Annotated in this window: 15 protein-coding genes and 2 pseudogenes; 10 read left to right on the top strand and 7 right to left on the bottom strand. The window is 47.2% G+C overall.

The features are described from left to right. The first annotated feature begins 44 nt into the window (after nt 1–44). The 7 genes and pseudogenes from porX to ESB13_RS14685 all read left to right on the top strand — a co-directional run bounded on the left by porX (nt 45) and on the right by ESB13_RS14685 (nt 6,974). Entirely contained in the window at nt 45–1,601 is a 1,557-nt protein-coding gene (porX, locus tag ESB13_RS14715) for a T9SS response regulator signal transducer PorX (RefSeq protein WP_129004401.1), read from the top strand. A 314-nt stretch (nt 1,602–1,915) separates the two neighbouring features. Continuing rightward, nucleotides 1,916–2,257: pseudogene (locus ESB13_RS14710) on the top strand (DUF4143 domain-containing protein); the annotation flags it as partial. Between the two features lie 69 nt (nt 2,258–2,326). Next, nucleotides 2,327–2,617, top strand: coding sequence for a hypothetical protein (locus ESB13_RS14705; protein WP_129004400.1), 291 nt, complete (start codon nt 2,327–2,329; stop codon nt 2,615–2,617). Between the two features lie 42 nt (nt 2,618–2,659). Next, nucleotides 2,660–3,433: an MBL fold metallo-hydrolase gene (locus tag ESB13_RS14700; protein WP_129004399.1), complete on the top strand. Its 774-nt coding sequence runs from the start codon at nt 2,660–2,662 to the stop codon at nt 3,431–3,433. 19 nt (nt 3,434–3,452) lie between these two features. Continuing rightward, a complete protein-coding gene (locus tag ESB13_RS14695; protein ID WP_129004398.1) occupies nt 3,453–4,487 on the top strand; it encodes a ComEA family DNA-binding protein in 1,035 nt (344 codons plus the stop codon). A gap of 165 nt (nt 4,488–4,652) precedes the next feature. Continuing rightward, nucleotides 4,653–5,792 carry an acyl-CoA dehydrogenase gene (locus ESB13_RS14690; RefSeq protein ID WP_129004397.1) on the top strand — a complete coding sequence of 380 codons (1,140 nt, stop codon included), beginning with the start codon at nt 4,653–4,655 and terminating at the stop codon, nt 5,790–5,792. 111 nt (nt 5,793–5,903) lie between these two features. Next, the gene (locus tag ESB13_RS14685) at nt 5,904–6,974 is read left to right on the top strand and encodes a sensor histidine kinase (RefSeq protein ID WP_129004396.1); all 1,071 of its coding nucleotides are present in this window, start codon (nt 5,904–5,906) and stop codon (nt 6,972–6,974) included. A 71-nt stretch (nt 6,975–7,045) separates the two neighbouring features. Here ESB13_RS14685 and clpX read toward each other — a convergent pair whose 3' ends face one another. The 7 genes and pseudogenes from clpX to ESB13_RS14655 all read right to left on the bottom strand — a co-directional run bounded on the left by clpX (nt 7,046) and on the right by ESB13_RS14655 (nt 14,048). After that, nucleotides 7,046–8,278, bottom strand: coding sequence for an ATP-dependent Clp protease ATP-binding subunit ClpX (gene clpX / locus ESB13_RS14680; protein WP_129004395.1), 1,233 nt, complete (start codon nt 8,276–8,278; stop codon nt 7,046–7,048). 100 nt (nt 8,279–8,378) lie between these two features. After that, nucleotides 8,379–9,011: a ClpP family protease gene (locus ESB13_RS14675; protein ID WP_129004394.1), complete on the bottom strand. Its 633-nt coding sequence runs from the start codon at nt 9,009–9,011 to the stop codon at nt 8,379–8,381. Nucleotides 9,012–9,035: 24 nt separating this feature from the next. Then, on the bottom strand, nt 9,036–9,731 hold the full coding sequence (locus ESB13_RS14670) for a ClpP family protease (RefSeq protein ID WP_129004393.1): 696 nt from the start codon (nt 9,729–9,731) through the stop codon (nt 9,036–9,038). Nucleotides 9,732–9,824: 93 nt separating this feature from the next. Then, nucleotides 9,825–9,998: a hypothetical protein gene (locus tag ESB13_RS23800; RefSeq protein WP_164974222.1), complete on the bottom strand. Its 174-nt coding sequence runs from the start codon at nt 9,996–9,998 to the stop codon at nt 9,825–9,827. Nucleotides 9,999–10,571: 573 nt separating this feature from the next. Beyond that, nucleotides 10,572–10,763 (bottom strand): annotated as a pseudogene (locus ESB13_RS14665) (hypothetical protein); the annotation flags it as partial. Nucleotides 10,764–10,874: 111 nt separating this feature from the next. Further along, complete coding sequence (gene tig / locus ESB13_RS14660) at nt 10,875–12,236, bottom strand: trigger factor (protein WP_129004392.1); 1,362 nt, start codon at nt 12,234–12,236, stop codon at nt 10,875–10,877. A 357-nt stretch (nt 12,237–12,593) separates the two neighbouring features. After that, entirely contained in the window at nt 12,594–14,048 is a 1,455-nt protein-coding gene (locus ESB13_RS14655) for a S41 family peptidase (protein WP_129004391.1), read from the bottom strand. Between the two features lie 220 nt (nt 14,049–14,268). On the opposite strand from ESB13_RS14655, the gene ESB13_RS14650 reads away from it, so the two are divergent. The 3 genes from ESB13_RS14650 (at nt 14,269) to ESB13_RS14640 (ending at nt 20,268) form a co-directional block, all read left to right on the top strand. Beyond that, the gene (locus tag ESB13_RS14650; protein WP_129004390.1) at nt 14,269–15,264 is read left to right on the top strand and encodes a FecR family protein; all 996 of its coding nucleotides are present in this window, start codon (nt 14,269–14,271) and stop codon (nt 15,262–15,264) included. 138 nt (nt 15,265–15,402) lie between these two features. Further along, entirely contained in the window at nt 15,403–18,651 is a 3,249-nt protein-coding gene (locus tag ESB13_RS14645) for a TonB-dependent receptor (RefSeq protein WP_164974221.1), read from the top strand. Nucleotides 18,652–18,768: 117 nt separating this feature from the next. Continuing rightward, on the top strand, nt 18,769–20,268 hold the full coding sequence (locus tag ESB13_RS14640) for a hypothetical protein (RefSeq protein ID WP_129004388.1): 1,500 nt from the start codon (nt 18,769–18,771) through the stop codon (nt 20,266–20,268). Nucleotides 20,269–20,270: the final 2 nt, after the last annotated feature.

Below are 20,270 nucleotides of genomic sequence, written 5' to 3'. Positions count from 1 at the left end.
CTCCGGTTTAGCATTCGGCTTGATCTACTTATAAATAATTTAATATGGCATTGGGACTTATACTTTGGGTCGACGACGAAATCGAAAGCTTGCAATCTCAGAAAATGTTCCTGGAAAGTAAAGGTTACGATGTCCAAACACTCACCAACGGCTTCGAAGCCATCGACTATGTAAAAGATAACCCGGTCGACGTAGTGCTGCTCGATGAAACCATGCCCGGTATTACCGGCCTCGAAACGCTCTCCCGTATTAAAGAAGTCAATCAGCAGATCCCCATAGTCCTCATTACAAAAAATGAAACGGAAAACCTGATGGACGAAGCCATCGGCAACCAGATCAGCGATTATCTTATCAAACCGGTAAATCCCAACCAGGTCCTGCTAAGCCTTAAAAAGATCATGGATAATAAAAGACTGGTAGCCGAAAAAACCACAACAGCCTACCAGCAGCAATTCCGCAACCTCTTTATGGCCCTCAACAGCGAACCCGACCACAACGGTTGGATGGATATCTATAAGAAATTGGTTTACTGGGAGCTGGAAATGGAAAAGACCGATAGCCGCGAAATGCAGGAAGTCCTCCAGTCCCAAAAACAAGAGGCCAACAACGAATTCTTCAAATTCGTTTCCCGCAACTATCTCAACTGGCTCAACCCTGCCGCAACCGACGCGCCTGTCATGAGCCATAACCTTATGCAGTTTAAAGTGCTGCCCCATGTTGAAAAAGGTACCCCGGTCTTTTTTATCCTCATCGATAACCTCCGGTTCGATCAGTGGAAAGCCATCCAGCCCCTCTTTATGGAAAACTTCCGCATCCTCGAAGAAGAATCGTTTTATAGCATTTTGCCAACCGCCACCCATTATAGCCGCAATGCCCTTTTTGCCGGCATGCTGCCCGCCCAGATCGAAAAATCCTTCCCCGCCGATTGGCGCAACGACGAAGATGAAGGCGGTAAAAATATGTCCGAAGCCGAATTCTTCAAAGCCCAGCTCAAACGTCTCAGGCGCGACGACATCAAATTCAGCTACACAAAGGTCGTCAACCATGCCGATGGCCAGCAGCTGGTAAACAACATCCATAACCTCCTCCAGAACGATCTCAATATCATCGTTTACAATTTCGTCGACATGCTAAGCCATGCCCGCACCGAAATGGAGGTGCTGAAAGAACTCGCCGCCGACGAAATCAGCTACCGCAGCATCACCCGAAGCTGGTTCGAACACAGCCTCCTGAACCAGGCCCTCAAAAAGATCGCCGGCAAAAAAATAACGCTCGTCCTCGCCACCGACCACGGCAGCGTCCGCGTCAAAAACCCGGTAAAAGTCGTCGGCGACAAACAAACCACCACAAACCTTCGCTACAAACACGGCCGCAACCTGGCCTACGAAGCCCGCGACGTCCTGGCCTTCAAAGACCCCAAACTCGCCGGCCTCCCCGTCCCCAATGTCAACTCCTCCTACATCTTCGCCCGCGAAGACGAATTCCTCTGCTATCCCAACAACTATAACCACTATGCCAACTACTACCGCAACACCTTCCAGCACGGCGGCGTAAGCCTCGAAGAAATGATCGTCCCCGTCATTAAAATGGTGAGTAAATAATGTGGATTGATTATTAATGATTATGCCTTTTCTGTAATTCAAATCCCGTATTGTTATAATTTTTAAGGATTTAAATCTCGTATTATTATAACTATTAGGGATTTGAATCCTGTATTGTTATGCTTTTGTAAGAGTAATATTGGATAATGATAGAAAGAACCGTACAGAGCGCTCTTCAGCTGGCCCGCGTCAGTGCGGCAAGTCTACGCTTGTAGAACCATAGATCGTTATATCGATTTACTGGAAAAAGCATTTGTGATCTTCAGGTTACCAGCTTTAAGCAGGAATGTCCGGAATGAAATAAAAAAGGTAAAAAAGTCTATTTCTACGATTGTGGCATCCGTAATGCCATCATTAATAATTTTATGCCATTACAAACAAGAACAGACTTGGGCGCCTTATGGGAAAACTTTGTTATTGCAGAACGGGTAAAGCTGCTGCGATATAAGGGAAGTGATGCGGCACACTACTTCTGGCGCACCACTCAGCAACAGGAAATTGATTGGATCGAAGAAGGGCAGAATGAAATTACTGCCTTTGAAATAAAATGGAATCCTAAAGAAAAAGTGCGTTTCCCGCAAACTTTTGCAGTGAACTATCCTGCTGCTAAAAACGCGGTAATAGCTCCTGCGGTTATTGAAGATTTCCTGCTTTAATACCTCGGTTGCATATTTCTGCCATCCTTCATCCCCCATTCTACCATCTCTTTCCTACCTTTGTAACTCATGAAATATACACAATCTACTTTAGACAAACTCGAGGATATCCTGGGCGAAGCAGCGTATGTTGTTCGGTATGAACGTGGTACTTTTCAAAGCGGCTGGTGCCTGCTCGAACAAAAAAGAGTGGTCGTGCTTAACAAATTCCTCAACGTTGAAGGAAGGATCAATACCCTCCAGGAATTGATCCCCCAACTCAATATCGACTTTGATAAGCTCACCCACGGCTCACAAAAGCTGTACGAACAAATACTGAAAAACGCCTCGGCAGCAGCCGAAGAGCCCGATAGCGAATAGCCAAAGCGCAATAAAGAATAGGAAGAACTCAATATCAATAGAATGTCTGTTTCACTCCGTATCACTTTTTTAGGAACCGGCACCAGCAGCGGCGTACCAATGATTGGATGCCATTGCGATGTCTGCTCCTCCACTGACCAGAAAGACAAACGCCTGCGCAGCAGCGTACTCATCGAAAGTCCTGAAACCAAACTGGTGATCGATACCACCCCCGACTTCAGAACCCAGATGCTCCGTATCTCCAATGATACCCTCAACGCCGTCCTCTTCACCCACCCGCATAAAGACCATATCGGCGGCCTCGACGATATCCGCCCCTATAACTACTTTATGCAGCAGCCTATGAACGTCTACGCCAATGCCATGACCACCGAATCCCTCATGCGCGAATTCGCATACGCATTTGCCGATAAAAAATACCCCGGGATCCCCGAAATCAACCTCATCACTATCGATGAAACCCCGTTTCAGATAGGAGATATCCCCGTAACCCCCATCCAGGTATGGCATCACAAAATGCCTGTTTTTGGGTATCGTCTCGGCGATTTTACGTATATTACAGATGCTAATCGGATCGATGATAGCGAGAAAGAAAAGATCAAAGGCTCAAAAATAATGGTGGTCAACGCTTTGCGCAGAGAAGAACACATCTCTCACTTTACCGTTGACGAAGCCACCGCACTCGTGAACGAACTAAAGGTGCCACAGGCGTATTTTACGCACATAAGTCACCAGCTCGGAAAACACAACGAGGTCAACGCTACACTGCCCGGTCATATCAGGCTCGCATACGACGGATTAGCAATTGATTGCTAAACTCCTGAATCCTTTTACTATGCAAGAACACCTATGGAAAAACTATTTCCACTTTTCCCGTAAGGAAAGGGCAGCACTCCTTATCCTCCTGTTTACCATTTTATTGCTCATCTTCCTCCCACGCTGCTTCAACCCGCCGGTACCCGCGCCCCAACTCGATCTGGCAGCCATGAACAGCCTCAACAACAAACAAATGCCCCCCGCAGCAACAGGAACAATAAATGCTGAAACATATAACGCCCCGCCCGCAACAGCTATTCACCTGTTCGCCTTTAACCCAAACACCATCACCGAAGCCGGCTTAAAGCAACTGGGACTGCCCCCCAAAACTATCCTCACCCTCATGCACTACAGGGAAAAAGGAGGAACCTTCCGCAAACCCGGTGACCTCCGCAAGATCTACGGCCTCCGCCCCGAAGAAGCCAACAGGCTCATCCCATATGTCTCTATCCCCGCACCACGGCAAACAGCCACCACGTCATACCCTTCAGCCGCCTTACCACAACAAGGCACCACCACCCTGCAATCAGTAGCCGCTTTACCACGCCAAACCACTGCTTTTCAATCATCCCCACCCACATCCCCCTCCCGTAAACTTTCACCCGGAAAACAATTGATCCCCACAAACATCAATACCGCCACCGCCGCCGATTGGAAAAAATTCCCGGGAATAGGAGAGGTGCTGTCCAAACGTATCGTCGCCTTCAGAAACAAACTGGGCAACTTCCAGTCTGTTTACCAGGTACAACAAACCTACGGTCTGCCCGATAGCGTTTTCAGCCTCATGCTGCCTTATCTCTATGTAGATACCACCACCGTTGCTCCCCCCGCCGTAAAAACAACCGTCGAATACCCCAATGCCTTCACAGCAACGGCTATCCCCGGAAACAGGAACTATAAACCCGAATTCCTGCAAACCAGCCCCGATGCAGCCCGGTTCATACCTGCAGTATTACAGCTGAAGTCTGCCGGACCCACACCCCTGGCTCCTGGAATATTCCGCCACAGACTAGCCTGGTACGCCGTGCTGCCTATCGATCCAAGCCCACTCTAATCTCCAAATACTTGTAAACCAGTATAACTTTAAAAGTTCCCCAGAATATCATAAAACACCGTAAACCGCAAAGCCTTCTCACCTGTTAATTTTCTAAAGGTTTTAAGTTTTCTGAATGAAATGAAAATAAAACCATTAGTTTTGAACCTAACAATTGTTAGCTAAATGAAAGGAACAGCCTACGAGATTACGCAGCATGTTGCCCAAACGGCAAAGGAATTCGCCCGGCAGCATATTAAGCCCTATGTCATGGAATGGGACGAAGCACAAACCTTCCCCGCCGATCTGTTTAGGGAAATGGGAAAATTAGGTATGATGGGCGTTTTGGTCCCCGAGATCTACGGTGGCTCAGGTCTTACCTATTTCGATTATAAAACCATAATAGAAGAAATTGCAAAGGTCTGCGGCTCCATAGGCCTCAGCGTGGCAGCCCACAACTCTCTTTGTACAGGCCATATCCTGCAGTTCGGTAACGAAGCGCAAAAACATAAATACCTGCCGGCCTTGGCCTCCGGCGAACATATTGGCGCCTGGGGACTTACAGAACCCGGCACCGGCAGCGATGCAGGTAATATGAAATGTACTGCCGTAAAAGATGGCGACGAGTGGGTGCTCAATGGCACCAAATGCTGGATCACGCACGGTATCTCCGGTAACGTGGCGGTGGTACTGGCCCGCACCGGCGAACCCCGTACGCCACGAAACTGCACCGCATTCATCATCGAAAAAGGGACACCAGGCTTTAGCGGCGGTAAAAAAGAAAACAAACTCGGCATGCGCGCCAGCGAAACTGCCGAAATTATCTTCGAAAACTGCCGCATCCCCGAAGAAAACCAACTCGGCGAAGTAGGCGACGGATTCCACCAGGCCATGAAGGTCCTCGACGGCGGACGTATCTCTATAGCCTCCCTTTCCCTGGGCATCGCCAAAGGAGCCTGCCAGGCAGCCATCCAATACGCCAAAGAACGCCACCAGTTCGATCAGCCGATAGCCAACTTCCAGGGTATCAGCTTCAAACTCGCCGATATGGCAACAGAGATCGAAGCAGCAGACCTGCTTACGCTCCAGGCTTGCGAACTCAAGGAAAAAGGACTGCCCATGACCAAACAGGCCGCTATGGCAAAATACTATGCCAGCGAAGTCGCCGTAAAAGTCGCTAATGAAGCCGTTCAGGTCTTTGGAGGCTACGGTTACACAAAAGATTTTCCCGTAGAAAAATTCTATAGAGATGCCAAGCTTTGCACCATTGGCGAAGGTACATCCGAGATCCAAAAACTTGTGATCGCAAGAGAGGTATTAAAATAAGATAAAAATCGAGTTTTTACCCTTATTATTCGGCCTGTTGCGTAGAGAGGCTTTTGTTTTACCACCGTTGTTAACTACCTTCAAGCCCCCTTTACGCAACAGAGCCCCCTAATGATTAAACGACTTCTGATTTTACTGATTCTATGTTGTATCTGCTCGCAATACAATGTAACTTATGCGAGAGATCAGCAAACTAATGCCGAAATCGTAGACTCCCTTAGCGCTAAGGCCGATAAACTCAAAGAGGTAAATGAAGAAGCGCTGCTTAAAGTGCAAGCAGCCCAAAAAACCCTGCGAAATCAAAAACGGCTCCTCATCCTCGCAGCGCTGCTGCTGGTCCTTTGCTTCCTCATGGCAATACCTTTTTACCTTAATTACAAAAAGGTCCGCATCTTCAGCGACGCGCTGAAACAAAAAAATATGATCATCCAGAAAAATGCCGCGGCGCTCGATCAGCTCAACAGGGCCATCTCCCGCCAAAACCAGAAACTGGAAGAAGATAATAAACTGAAAGACAAACTCCTCTCTATCATCTCACACGACCTGAGGCACCCGCTCGTGAATACAAAAAGTATCCTCGACCTCATCAACCTCAAACTCGTAAGCCCAAAAGAAACCGAAGAACTGCTCGAACAACTCGAAAGCCAATACGTTCGCAGCCTCTCCCTCCTCGATAACCTCCTCTTTTGGATCCGCGGTCAGATGAAAGGACTCAAAATTGAACGCACCAGGGTAAACATGCACCGCATGAACGCCACCCTCATCGAAGAACAGCGTATCCCCATCCAGAACAAACAGATCAAAGTCACCAATCATATCGATAAACACCTCGAATGGCGCGCAGAACGTGAAATGCTGAAGATCATCTTCCGCAACCTTATCACCAACGCCATAAAATTCACCCCGTCCGAAGGCGAGATCCTGCTCACCTCCGTAATAGACGAAACATATGCCTATATTCTCATAAAAGATACAGGCATAGGTATGAGCAAGGATATCCTGGCCAAAGTAGGCGCCCGCCAGTATGTCTCCAGTAAAGGCACTTCCAACGAAAAAGGAAGCGGTTTCGGCCTCATCCTCGTAAAAGACCTCATCGAAAAGAACGAAGCCGAACTCCTCATCGAAAGCGAACCCTCCCGCGGCTCCACCATAGCCGTAAAATTCCGCTACGAAAAAGAATAAAAATCCCCCGGGTCAAAGCATAAAAAAAAGCCGGAGAATTTTCTCCGGCTTTCTATTTTTAATGATATCCGTTATGCCACCTTCAGCATCCCCATCTTGCTCTTGCTGAACTGAGCCTGGGCATAAGGAAGCGTAACATGAAATTCCTTGGCATCAGTACCCGGAAGTTCAAACATAGCTTCTGTGAGCACATGCTCGCAAATGCTGCGTAAACCACGCGCACCCAGCTTAAACTCCATAGCTTTCGAAACCATGAAATCCAGCACGTCGGTATCTATCTTCAACGCAATACCTTCCATGTCAAACAGGCGGGTATATTGCTTCACCAGGCTGTTTTTAGGCTCGGTTAAAATAGAACGCAGCGTAGCTACATCCAATGGCTCCAGGTAAGTAACCACCGGTAAACGGCCTAACAGCTCGGGTATCAGGCCAAACCCTTTCAGATCCTGCGCATTTACAAACTGCAGCATGTTCTTCTTCTGAAGCTCCTGCTGCTCCTTGTTTACACTGAAACCAATAGCATTGGTATTGATCCTGCGGGCAATGACCTTGTCAATACCGTCAAACGCACCACCACAGATGAACAGGATATTGCTCGTGTTTATCTTTATCATCTTTTGCTCAGGATGTTTCCTGCCGCCTTGGGGGGGAACCAGCACCTCAGTGCCTTCAAGCATTTTCAGTAAACCTTGCTGAACACCCTCTCCGCTCACATCACGCGTAATGGATGGATTGTCCCCCTTACGCGCGATCTTGTCTATCTCGTCAATATAAACAATACCCTTCTCGGCAGCTGTTACATCATAGTTGCACGATTGTAAAAGACGCGTAAGCATACTTTCCACGTCCTCACCCACATAACCCGCTTCGGTGAATACAGTCGCATCTACAATGGCGAAAGGAACATTCAACAGGCGCGCTACCGTCTTCGCCAGCAGCGTTTTACCCGTTCCCGTTTCCCCAACCATTACTATATTGCTCTTCTCGATCTCTATATCGTCCTGGACCTTCTGGGTAATACGTTTAAAGTGATTGTATACCGCTACGGATATTACCTTCTTCGCCTCATATTGACCGATAATATACTGATCTAGAAATTGCATGATCTCCAAAGGACGCTTCACAGAAAAAGTATACTGCGACGACGACTGCTCCTGTTTTACCTGTAACTCCTGCGCTATGATCTCCTGCGCATGCTCTACACAATTCTCACAAATATGCCCTTCCTGACCGGCTATCAGTATCTTCACCTCGTCGCGGCTGCGGCCACAAAAAGAGCAATGTAAGCTGGATTGTTTTGCCATAAATAAAATAATATTCTTTCCCTATGATATCGGAAGGTACAAAAATACTAAAACCGCCGGCAGACAGCGGTTTTAGCTCCAAATTTTATGATTTTTAATGCTAAAGCTTCTCTACAATTCCATCCACAATGCCGTATGCAATAGCCTCCTTGGCATCCATCCAGTAATCACGGTCAAAATCACGTAATACCTGCTCTACACTTTTGCCACAATTCTTCGCAAGTATCTCAGCACCAAGCAATTTGGTTTTCTCCATTTGCAAAGCGTGAATTTCAATATCGGCCGAAGTCGCCTGGAAATAACCTCCTAAACTGGGTTGGTGTATCATTACCTCGCCATGCGGATAGATCAAACGCTTGCCTTTCGTGCCCACACTCAGTAAAATGGAACCCATGCTCGCCGCCAGTCCCATACAAATAGTGGTTACAGGAGAAGAGATCAGCTGTATGGTATCATAAATCACCATCCCGCTCGTAACAACCCCACCAGGACTGTTAATATATAATTTGATCTCCTTCCCGGGTTTGTCCGCATCCAAAACCAATAACTTGCTTACTATATCACGCGCCGACTTATCATCTACTCCGCCCCACAGGTAAATGGAACGCTTTTCCAGGAACAGCTTCTCCATTTTCTTCATCAATTGGGGTGACATCTGCTCCTGCTTTTCCTCTTTCGGACTTTCTTCTTCCTCTTCAGATAAAAAAGGATTCATATATTCAGACTGTATCATGGTAGTTAGGCTGTTTTTAGTTAATTACTTGTCTTTTCTGTCTTTCCGCGGGTTGATAAGTAATACCTCATCAACCAGGCCGTAGTCCTTCGCTTCCTGCGCTGTCATCCAGAAATCACGGTCCCTGTCAGCAGCAATGGTAGCAACATCTTTACCCGTATGATTCGCCAGTATTTCATCCAGCTCGAAACGGATCTTACGGATCTCTTTCGCAGTGATCTGTATGTCCGAAGCCTGCCCGCCGATAGAACCGCTGGGCTGGTGAATCATGATACGGGAATGTTTTAAAGCACTGCGTTTGCCCTGAACACCGGCGCACATCAGCACCGCACCCATACTGGCAGCAATACCCGTACAAATGGTCGCAATATCAGGACTTACAAACTGCATGGTGTCATAAATACCCAAACCTGCATACACACTGCCACCAGGACAGTTGATATACATCTGGATATCACGCGTACGGTCGGTACTGTCCAAAAACAGTAACTGCGCCGTTACAATATTGGCTACATAATCATTGATAGGATCACCCATAAAGATGATGCGGTCCATCATCAAACGGCTGAATACATCCATACTCGCCACGTTTAAAGGGCGTTCTTCAATGATATATGGGGTAAGGTTGGTAAAATTATGCTGCTGGTAACTATGCAGGGTCGCACCGCTGATACCACGGTGTTTGATTGCATATTTCTCGAATTCCTTTCCAAAATCCATAATGAGTCTATTTATAAATTGAAAGATAGTGTTATTACCCAAATATTATGCAAAGCCATAAAAACGACAACTCGTCAGGCCATTTCCCCCGCATTAACCTAAAAAGTCATCTTCCTCCTTAGGCCCGTATTTGTCGAACACCTTATTGATGGCGCCGGCAAATAAAGGGAATTTCTCCTTCGCAAAATCCTTGACTATTTCTACAGCCTTGTAAGCCTGCTGCTCTGTTAACCCGCTAGCAACCAGACGCTTGATCAGTTCCTCCATAGTGTACGTTTTAATACCCAAAAGGTAGCGAAAAAAACAAATGCCCGTAAAGTTTTTAAGAAGAGATGCCACAGGCCTGTAAGTGACCAGCGTTTCAACCGCAGTCCCCGCCTGCAAGCCCTGGTGACTGCAAACAGGCTATTGGTTTTCCCGGGAAAGTCCTATTTTGCTAAAAAAAGGCTTCTTTTTTAAGAAGCCTTAAAGAAGCTCTAAGGAAGCTTTAAAGAAGCTTTGACGTATACATCCCAAAACCGCGTCTTTTTTTAGCAAAATGCATCCGTGCCTCCGCCTGCCAACTACGAAAAAGAACGCTTTATATAGCCGTTTATAAGCCGTCTTAATGCCGCCTGCAAGCCGTAACAGGTCTTTTTGAAGCCGGCCGGGAGCTACGATCGGCCATCTTCAACCCAACTGCAATATCGCTGACACCCCCCGACGCAGGCTTCCTATCCTGGCTATTACTTAAAAACGGCGGCTGTATCAATGGGTAGATACGGCCGCCGTTAATGCTGTCACCTGCCATAAAAAATGAGGTTGGCTCCTGGGGGTAGACTGACCCATTTTCTTTTTTGAGTTCCAATCTAAGCTCCCATGCTTTCTTAACCAAACTAAAATGGTCATGTTTCCTTGGATACCATATTTCCGTTGAGCTTGATCCTGGTTTAATAAGCCTTTTTCTACCTCATTCACTACCTGTAATTTGAAAGCTAAACTGTAATCTTTTTGAGTCCGCTTTTGATACAGAGGCGTTACTGCATTTTCCATATTCATATGATGATTGTGTCAACATATTTTAGGACGGGACAGGATACACATAAAAAGAGGGTGTATCACTTATGAATACACCCTCTTCTTATTATCTGATTGAGATATAGCCTAGTGGTGGTGGTGATGCAACTTCGAAGCAAAATCCTCCGCACTAATGCTTTCTTCCTTCGCCTTCACCTGGCCTTCCAGTAACTGGAACAACTTGGTGGTTTGCAGTTGGAAATAAGCATTCTCAACAAACTTCTGATCCTGCATCATTCTGTTGGTATATTCATCGAGCCAGGGAGCGCTGTCAAGCGACTGACCGCCCATATAACCCAGCATTTGCTGTTTAGCGTGTTCTTTGATTTCAGCAGGCTCAACAGTGATCTTGTTGTCGTTGATCAGTTTGCTGCTGATCAGCGTCCACTTCAACTGGTTGGCAAAACTTGGATATTCCGCTTCCGCCTCTTCAGCAGTTTTAGGCTTCTCACCACCGGTTTGTAACCAGCGCTTCAGAAACTCAGCAGGAAACTCCATATTGGTATGATCTACCAGGTGATGATAGATCTGGTCATGTACCTGGTTGCTGGATTGCTGGCCATAATAAGCCTCGATCTCAGATTTTACAGTGTTGCGGAACTCTTCTTCAGTCTTTACACCACGGCCGGGGTAAACTGTTTCAAAGAATTCTTCAGCCAGCTCGGCTTTCTCTATCAAACCAACTTTGGTGATGGTTAAACGGAAATATTTGTCGGCATCAGCATCGCTGTCTTTGTTTAAGCCCAGGTCGCTCATTACCCACTCACGCTCTTTGCTGTCGAAAGCAGTAGCCAGCTGTATCTGTAAAGTCGCGTCTTTCTTTAAACCAATCAGGGTAGGACGGATAGACTCGGCAAAATATTTCACCAGCAGTGAATTCGATTTGCTGATACCACCTTCTATAACATTACCTGCAGCATCTGTCTCGTCAAACTGAACAGTTAATACATGCTCGTCGGTCTCGGCAGCTTCAGGATCAGTCATCTTACCATGACGGGTGCGTAAACGCTCAACCTCGTCGTTGATCATATCTTCTGTAACGTTCACTTTGTAACGTGTTACAGCAATATCGCCGGTGTTCAGCGCGAAATCAGGCTTTAAACCAATTTCAAACGCAAAAACATAATCGGCAGGATTATTCATGTCAAAAGCACGCGCATCATTCTCCATGGGCAGCGGCTGGGCAAAAATGTCCAGTTGCTCTTTCGCCATGTAATCGCCAAGCTCTTTCTCAACACGACGTAATACTTCTTCAGTAAACACGCCCTGGCCATGCATCTTTTTCACAAGGCTGGCAGGAACCATTCCTTTACGGAAACCGGGGATGTTCGCGGTTTTGGCGTATTTTTTAAGACTTTGTTCAAAAGCCGGGTAATAATCTTCACGGGCTACCGTAACGGTAAGCTTGTCAGTTAAGAGACCTATGTTCTCTCTGGTTACAATTGCCATTGTTACACTTTTATAATATTCCTGTTATTTTTCCTTTTCAGGACCCTTGCAGGTTAGAAGGGGCGGCAAAATTAGGGAATTAATTTCGGTATGTGGAAAAAATCACACTGGAATAGCGCCCTCCGGCCACCGGAAGCTGTCAGTTTGTCTTAAAAAGGAAGATTTTGAGCGTTTACGCCCGAATTTTAACTTTTACACAGTAAAACGGGTACGGATTTCTCAAGCAGGTAATAGTATAATGGTCTGCAACTTACAGAGAGCCTTTATCTATTGTGTTGGGACTTATTACCACCACCAAAAAGGAATTTTTGACTTTTCATTATGATAAACGGCGATTTGAGAAATATTGATTCCGGATTATCTGAAACGGTCTCCCGATACTTCTACAGGCAACGCGGGCCGCGTTGTTTGTTCCGAAACCAGGTATAACACGCCGTTAGTAGCAGGCGTAATATCGTAGGTGCCGTCCGGAAAATTCCGGTTTCTCCAGCGTATTGGGCGGGGTGTTCCAGCAGTAGTCAAGTCTGCTGCATTTGCCAGCCTCTTGCCAGTAGGCGAAGCACTTATTAACGCCAATGCCCTGTTGATCAGAGGATCCTGCACATCCCCAAACGGAAGCAGCGGCAATACACTCCATTCATCCACTAACTCGTCCGGCGTAAGACCGTTTGCATAATCACCCTGTCCATTGGCATTATATAATTTAAAGACCAACGGGTGAAGCACCAGATCCGTTTTCCGTGGAATGCTCCGGTCGTTTATAGCGAAGCTTGCCATATCCTTTCCCATCGTCCGCCCCCCAATCTGTATCACCCGCATATAGGGCCGCAGGCTGTTTACCAGTAATTCCGACGCAGAAGCTGTTCCCCCTCCGGTAAGTATAAACACGCGACTCAGTGAAACCCGGTAACCCGCTATCTCTGAAAAAGACAACGGCATATAATTGTTCTCCCTGATCGTAGTTTGAAATGAACTGGTCCGCCGCCCACCATTACGATTCGCCTGGTAAATGACAAAAGGCTGATCTGCGCTGGCATTACACAGCGCCGCCGCCAGCTTGGCTGAACTCGACACATCCCCGCCTGGGTTATAACGCAGGTCCAGGATCAGTTCCTGTATCCCTTGCTGCTTCAATCCCGCTAGCGTATTCAGCAACACTTGGTCGTAGTAACCATTGAACTGGTTATAAAATAGGTAACCCACTTTCCGGTCACCAGCACTCAGCACCTTTGAAGTATAAACAGGCTGCTCACTATAATAACTATAAGAAACAGGCAACGTAACTCCCTCTTGTAATATGCCACCACTAAATGCGGCAGTAGTAAGCCTCACTCCGTCGCCGCTACGTAACAACTGCTCAGCTACAGGCTTACTCGATGCCGTAAGGGCTATCCCGTTTACAGCAGTAAAATAATCTCCCCTTTTCAACCCCTGCCGGGCAGCAGGACCTCCCGGAACCACCAGCGTTATTACTCCCGTAAGTTTATCCGGTGTGCTCATCCCGGTTAACAAAGCATACTCAAATCCATACCACGCAAAAGAACTGTATTCTTTCTTTTCCGCCCCCGGATCGGTGACAAATGAAAACCTGTCTTTACTATATAATAAGGACGCAAAAAAATCACTGGCGCTGCCCGCAGCTGCCGGTTGAGAGGGTAGCTGGTCATTCCAGTAATAATAAGTACGCATACTGTCAAGTATCCACTGCTGCTCAGCAGGTAATAATAACTGTTGCTGCTCCTTTTTACAACTGCCGAAGGCAATGATTAAAACCAGTATGGTATATAACCGGGCGGAATAATAGCTTATCATAACAGATGTCTCCCGTAAGCGATGAGCCGTTTGCCCGTTAATAAGCCGCCGCCAGCAACAACTCCCTATCCGCAGAAAAAATAAAATACTGGCTTAACATCCCGCGCTGCCCGCAAAAAAAAAGCAAAAGAAATTTTAATTAACAGTAGGGAGTCCGCTCCCCTCGAAGATTATTGTTGGTGTACGGTCGTTGCAAAACACCACGGAAACAACAAACAATATGAACAGGGAAATATTAAAAAGTTTTTTTGCGGGGTGGAGCAATCACTGGGAAAAGAAACAGGTAGGGGAGTACTTCGAAAGTAACGACCACCGTGTGTTCGATGAATATGCCGAAGAAGCCGCGGCGGAACATGGCAATAACATAAAAACAGAACCCGCTCACCGCGATGCTTTTTTCGAAGCGCTTACAACACGCATCGCCCGCGAAGATGCGCCCGCAAAAAAAAGCCGCATACGCACACTGAATCCCTGGGCTACCGTAGCGGCAAGCTTTATCCTTATCGCTGCCACCGCATGGTTCTTCTTCCGTAACGAAAAACTACAATCTCTTGCAGTAGCGGAAACAGACTTTACACGCGTCACCAACAACGGACATAACATCAGGCTTGTTCAACTGGTCGACGGAACGCATATCTGGATAACACCCGGCAGCGAGATCATCTACGATAAAAAGAATTATAACGATACCGCCCGCCTGATACGCTTGAAAGGTGAAGCCTATTTCAACGTGGCAGCGGCAAAACTCAAACCCTTCCGCGTAACAACAGGAGCGCTTTCCACAACAGTGCTCGGCACTGCTTTTAATATCGAAGCCTACGAAAATGAACAACACGTAATGATAACACTCGTAAAAGGCGCCGTGTCTATCAGTTCTCCAAAAGAACAACGTCTGCTCCGGCCCGGACAACAGCTCAACTATTCAAACACCAAAGCTGCTATGGATGTTCAGCCTATCGATGTGGCAGGTAAAGAAGATATGTTCACATCCGGAAGGCTCGTCTTTCAGAACATCCCTTTGCATGATGTCTTCAATCGCCTCGAACGCGCATGCAACATCAGCATCGAAGTCGCTGATAATAGCCTTATTAACAATAAAAGGATCAGTGGTGCTTATCGCAGAAACAATGTACAGGAAACACTCGAACGTATCCTGTTCATCCACGGCCTGCACTTTAAAAAGAAAGGAGGTAACGTTTATGTGATAAGCAGATAGTCCTCGATCCAGCCAACATTACATTATAAACAAAAGGGGAATACCATTACGACTGGTACTCCCCCGGATACTAAAACTGAATAGTTACGACCTATTACAATTTTTATGTGTACACCTTCAACAAAACTAAGTATATTTTTGAAGCATAAGCGCTGCCTGCTTGCTCTTTCGTTATTGCTTATCCTGGCAATACAAACCGTAAACGCACAAACAAATACAACAGCAAAAAAAGGAGCCCGCATAACACTCGATCTTACCGGCGCTAATCTTAACGAAGTCCTGCAGCAGCTCCAATCCCAGTCAGGCTGCCAGTTCTTTTACGACCAGGAAGCTGCCCGTAAAGTAACTGTCGATAAACTCTCCTTCTCCCGGCTCCCTGTATCCGACGCATTACGCCAGCTGCGCGAAAAACTGCCACTGGCCTACGATATAAGGGGAAATGAAATCTCCGTACGTATCGAAACAAAGGAGAAGTTCTCACATAGGAACATCCAAAAAATCGCAGCCGGCAAGATCTCCGGCCTCGTCCTCGGCGAAAAAGGCGAATCCTTACCAGGTGCCGTTATCAAGATCATACCATCAGCAGCAACAACACAAAGCGGTGCCGACGGTGCTTATCAGCTAAGTCTCACCCCGGGTGTATATACCATGGAAGTAAGCTTCATGAGCTACCAGGTAAAACGCGTTACCGATATCACCGTTACCGCCGACCAGAATACCAGCCTCAACGTACTGCTGACACTGGAAGATAAATCTCTCAGCAACGTAGTGGTATCCACCAGTTATAAAAGGGCTTCTGTAGAGGGTCTTTATATCCGCCAGAAAAACAGTGCATCCGTGTCCGATGGTATCACTGCAGAACAAATAAGCCGTACCCCCGATAACAATACCGCCCAGGTATTGAAAAGGATCAGCGGCCTCCAGGTCACCGAAGACAAATATGTTGTGGTACGCGGCCTCAGCGAACGTTATAACAACGTACTGCTCAACGGCGCCATGCTCCCCAGCTCCGAACCCAACAGGCGCAACTTCGCCTTCGATATGGTGCCCAGCTCCATCCTCGATAGGGTAGTGGTCAATAAAACCGCTACTCCCGACCTCACAGGCGAATTCTCCGGTGGCCTCGTACTCGTTGAAACCAAAGACATCCCTGCCGAAAACTTCCTCCAGCTCACTGTAGGCACAGGCTATAATACGCAAAGCACGGGAAAGGATATGATAGGCCTCAACAGGGGGAACAACGCCTGGATCGGATTTGCATCCGATGTCCATAAAAAACCGGAAGGCATGTCATGGGGCGAATACAATAACATGGAATCAAAAGTGTCAAGAACAACACCCGCCAGCGACCCCAATCGCCAGAAAATGCACCAGTTCCTCAGCACCATGCCCGAAAACTGGACACTGAAAAAATATACGGCAATGCCAACCCAGAACTATCAGGTGCAGCTCGGAAGGGTAATGCCTTTTTCAAACGATAGCCGCCTGGGATTGGTGGCTGCATTAACCTATCGTAACGAACAAACTATCCAGCAAAGAGACCTCCACGATCCGTTTAAATTCGACTACGCAGGTACCGCCAACAAATATGCGACTACCCTGGGAGGTAGCTTCAATATGGGCTACCAGATAGGCAAACATAAATTTACCTGGCAGAATACCTATAACCGCAGGTTCTCCGACCAGTTATGGAAATACACAGGCATCGACATCGATAACAGCGATGCACGCCAGGATAGCTATAACAGCGTTACCGTCATCAACCAGCTCTTCCAGTCTCAACTCGGTGGCGAACATGCAATCGGTAAAAAAGGAGTAAAAGCCGATTGGTTTGCTTCAGCAGGCAAAATGGACCGCGATCAGCCTTATAGCCGCGTTGTCTCCAGGCTCAATATTGGTGTGCCCGGACAAACACCACCCGAAGACTACCTCGGTTACGATCTTGTTGATAACAGGCTCAAAAATGGTAACCTCTTTTATGCTAACCTTAATGAAAAAATTTATAACTGGGCGGCCAATTTCCAGGTGCCGTTTAAACTGCTCAAATTAAACCAGACCTTTAAATTAGGATACCAGGGAAAATCCCGTAATGCCAGTTTCGGCGCCGATCTCTATCGTATGCTCGTCTTTTCCGATGGCAACTATGGAAAAGGAACTCCCTACGACCAGGTATTTACACAGGAAAACTTCGCAAAAGACCTGTATCTGCATTCCATAAGCGGACAGGGACGCAACCGCGACGAAGCCGAAACTTCCCAGGGATACGAAGGCATCCAACGCCTGCACGCAGGTTACCTGATGCTCGACCTCAAACCCCTCAAACAATTACGACTCATAGGAGGTCTCCGCGCCGAAGCAAATAAACAGGAGGTCTGCGATTTTGTCTGGAATAAACAAACACAGGCAACCGATCGTACAGTAACAGGTATCAATCAAACAGATTGGCTCCCTTCTGTGAACGCAATCTATGCCATCTCAAGTAAACTCAATGCACGAGCAGCATGGTATAAAACATTGGCAAGACCCGACTTTAGAGAACTGTCCAGCTTCGCCTACTTCGACTACGATTACTTTAATACCGTTACAGGTAGCCCGCTTCAGACAACTCAGGTGAACAACGCCGACCTGCGACTGGAATACTTTCCGTCACCAGGCGAAGTGATCAGCGTCTCCGCTTTCTATAAAAAATTCAAAAACCCTATTGAAACACTGTTGTATCCTAACGTGTTCCAGTATAAAAACCTCGAAAAAGCAGAAGATAAAGGACTGGAATTCGACTTCAGAAAATCATTTGGCTTCATCTCTCCTTCTTCGGCTTTCCTGTCACGCCTGTTCCTCTCAGGAAACTTCACCTGGATCGATGCCTCTGTTGTCTTTAGAGATGGAGATGCCGTAGATAAAGATGGAAATAAAGTATCACCCACGCGTAATAGACCCCTGGCAGGTCAGTCTCCCTATATCGTGAACGGAGGACTGCTGTACGCAGGAAATAGCTTCGGAGTGAATGTCGCTTATAACCGTTATGGCAAACGTATCGTATTCGCCTCTCCCGACAGGGCGTCAGATGAATATGAAAGATCCCGCGACCTTATCGATCTTCAATTGAGCTATAAATTCCTGAAACAAAAACGCGCCGAGATAAAACTCAATATCAACGATCTGCTCAACCAGGAACAAGTGTTCTATAGAAACCAGCTCGACGTAGGTAACCCCTTCGGATTTGCACCAACCGCACCTTCCGTAGAACAATACCCCGGCCAGCCTTCAACATTCCCGGCAGAATATAACGATCCTAAAGGAACTTCTTTTAATAAGGATTATGACACCGTAGTACGCCGTTATAAGTTCGGCGTTACCTACACGATAAACTTTATTTACCGCTTTTAATGCTAGTCTGTATTCGTTAACAACAAAAAAAATTAAACGTAAAAACACAACAATGATGCCCGGTGTAAGACAGCACACCGGCCTCATATGCAGCTTATCTTTTAAAACCCAAAGACTATGACTTCAAGAATCAACTTTTTAGCTCTTGCCGCTATTTGCGCTTTGCTGGTGGCAACAGGATGTAAAAAAAACACTACTGAAACAAAGGACGCAACGCCTGAGTTTAACAGGGCCGGCAGCTCTTACCTCGACAGCCGCGCTGTGCCTTCTCTTACTGCTACTGTTCCTAACGTAATATCATCTGCGCTTACCTTAACAAACGACAGGGTTTGGCTCATCGATGGTCCTACTTTCGTTGTAAACAATGCCACGCTTACTATTCAGCCTGGCACCTTCATCAAAGGCCGTAAAGCAAGCACTTCAGGAAATCCTTCCTTCCTCCTGTCTGCTAAAGGCGCTAAAATTATCGCCGATGGTACAATCGATGCACCTATCGTCTTCACTACCGATCAGCCTGTATGCAGCAGGGGCCGTGGTGACTGGGGTGGTGTAGTGCTCCTGGGTAGCGCTCCTATCAACGTAGCGCCTACGGTTATTATCGAAGGTATCGCCGCTTCTTATCTTCCTTCTTCTTCATTCCTGTCATATCCTGCCAGCATCCAGTATGGTAGCAATGGCGGTGCAAACGATGCTTCTGTAAATGCCGACGCTGCCAGCGCCAGCACACTCAGAAACGTTCGTATCGAATTCGCAGGTGACGTGCTCGAAGCCGATAACGAACTTAACGGCCTTACACTCGGTGGCGTAGGTTCTGCTACTATCCTCGAAAACATCCAGGTTTCTTATGGCGCTGATGACGCATTCGAATTCTTCGGCGGCTCAGTGAACGCTAAAAACCTCATCGCCTATGGCTGCGATGACGATGACTTCGACTTCGATAACGGCTATCAGGGTGCTATCCAGTTTGCTGCCGGCATTAAACTGCCTTGCGCTGGTGGCTACTCTACAAACCCTAACGGTATCGAGTGTAACAACAATACCAATAACGCGCTTACCGAAGGCAACAGGCCTACACACCCGGTATTGTCTAACCTCACCCTGATCGGACACTCAGCTACCCCTGGTCCTATCGGATCTGGTAGCGCTGGTGTTGGCGCCCTCTTCCGCCAAACTACTGAATTCACTTTCGTGAACTCTTTGGTAGGTGGCTTCGCTACAGGTGTTAACTATAGCGCTGCTACTGTTGCACCTTCTCTCTTCGCTTTCGATGCAGTTCACGGATTCACGGCTGCTACAAACCCTGCCAGCGGTGGTACTTCTGTTGATCGCTCTACTGCGCTGATCACTAACGACTACCTGTTGCTCAGCAATCCGTTCAGCATCACCTGCGCTTGCGGTGCTGTAGCTACTCCCGATTATCGCTATAACGACGATCCGTTTAGCCCTTCTCCTGCCGATGGTTTATTCTCCCTGTCCGGCGTGAGCGTAACTCACCCGGGCGGCGCATTAACCAGCTTCAGCAGCGTAGGTTATGCAGGTGCTTTCGGTCCTGCAAGCGGCCCTCGTTGGGATGTGCAGAACTGGACTTCTTATGCGCCTCAAACAAATCCTTACTAAGG

It is taken from the genome of Filimonas effusa (assembly GCF_004118675.1).
Lineage (GTDB): Bacteria > Bacteroidota > Bacteroidia > Chitinophagales > Chitinophagaceae > Filimonas > Filimonas effusa.
This window is presented reverse-complemented; position numbering and strand designations above follow the sequence as displayed.

Bases quoted from the DNA above. Each gene is read 5' to 3' on its own strand.
- porX (WP_129004401.1), top strand. From the start codon at position 45: ATGGCATTGGGACTTATACTTTGGGTCGACGACGAAATCGAAAGCTTG.
- ESB13_RS14705 (WP_129004400.1), top strand. From the start codon at position 2,327: ATGAAATATACACAATCTACTTTAGACAAACTCGAGGATATCCTGGGC.
- ESB13_RS14700 (WP_129004399.1), top strand. From the start codon at position 2,660: ATGTCTGTTTCACTCCGTATCACTTTTTTAGGAACCGGCACCAGCAGC.
- ESB13_RS14695 (WP_129004398.1), top strand. From the start codon at position 3,453: ATGCAAGAACACCTATGGAAAAACTATTTCCACTTTTCCCGTAAGGAA.
- ESB13_RS14690 (WP_129004397.1), top strand. From the start codon at position 4,653: ATGAAAGGAACAGCCTACGAGATTACGCAGCATGTTGCCCAAACGGCA.
- ESB13_RS14685 (WP_129004396.1), top strand. From the start codon at position 5,904: ATGATTAAACGACTTCTGATTTTACTGATTCTATGTTGTATCTGCTCG.
- clpX (WP_129004395.1), bottom strand. From the start codon at position 8,278: ATGGCAAAACAATCCAGCTTACATTGCTCTTTTTGTGGCCGCAGCCGC.
- ESB13_RS14675 (WP_129004394.1), bottom strand. From the start codon at position 9,011: ATGATACAGTCTGAATATATGAATCCTTTTTTATCTGAAGAGGAAGAA.
- ESB13_RS14670 (WP_129004393.1), bottom strand. From the start codon at position 9,731: ATGGATTTTGGAAAGGAATTCGAGAAATATGCAATCAAACACCGTGGT.
- ESB13_RS23800 (WP_164974222.1), bottom strand. From the start codon at position 9,998: ATGGAGGAACTGATCAAGCGTCTGGTTGCTAGCGGGTTAACAGAGCAG.
- tig (WP_129004392.1), bottom strand. From the start codon at position 12,236: ATGGCAATTGTAACCAGAGAGAACATAGGTCTCTTAACTGACAAGCTT.
- ESB13_RS14655 (WP_129004391.1), bottom strand. From the start codon at position 14,048: ATGATAAGCTATTATTCCGCCCGGTTATATACCATACTGGTTTTAATC.
- ESB13_RS14650 (WP_129004390.1), top strand. From the start codon at position 14,269: ATGAACAGGGAAATATTAAAAAGTTTTTTTGCGGGGTGGAGCAATCAC.
- ESB13_RS14640 (WP_129004388.1), top strand. From the start codon at position 18,769: ATGACTTCAAGAATCAACTTTTTAGCTCTTGCCGCTATTTGCGCTTTG.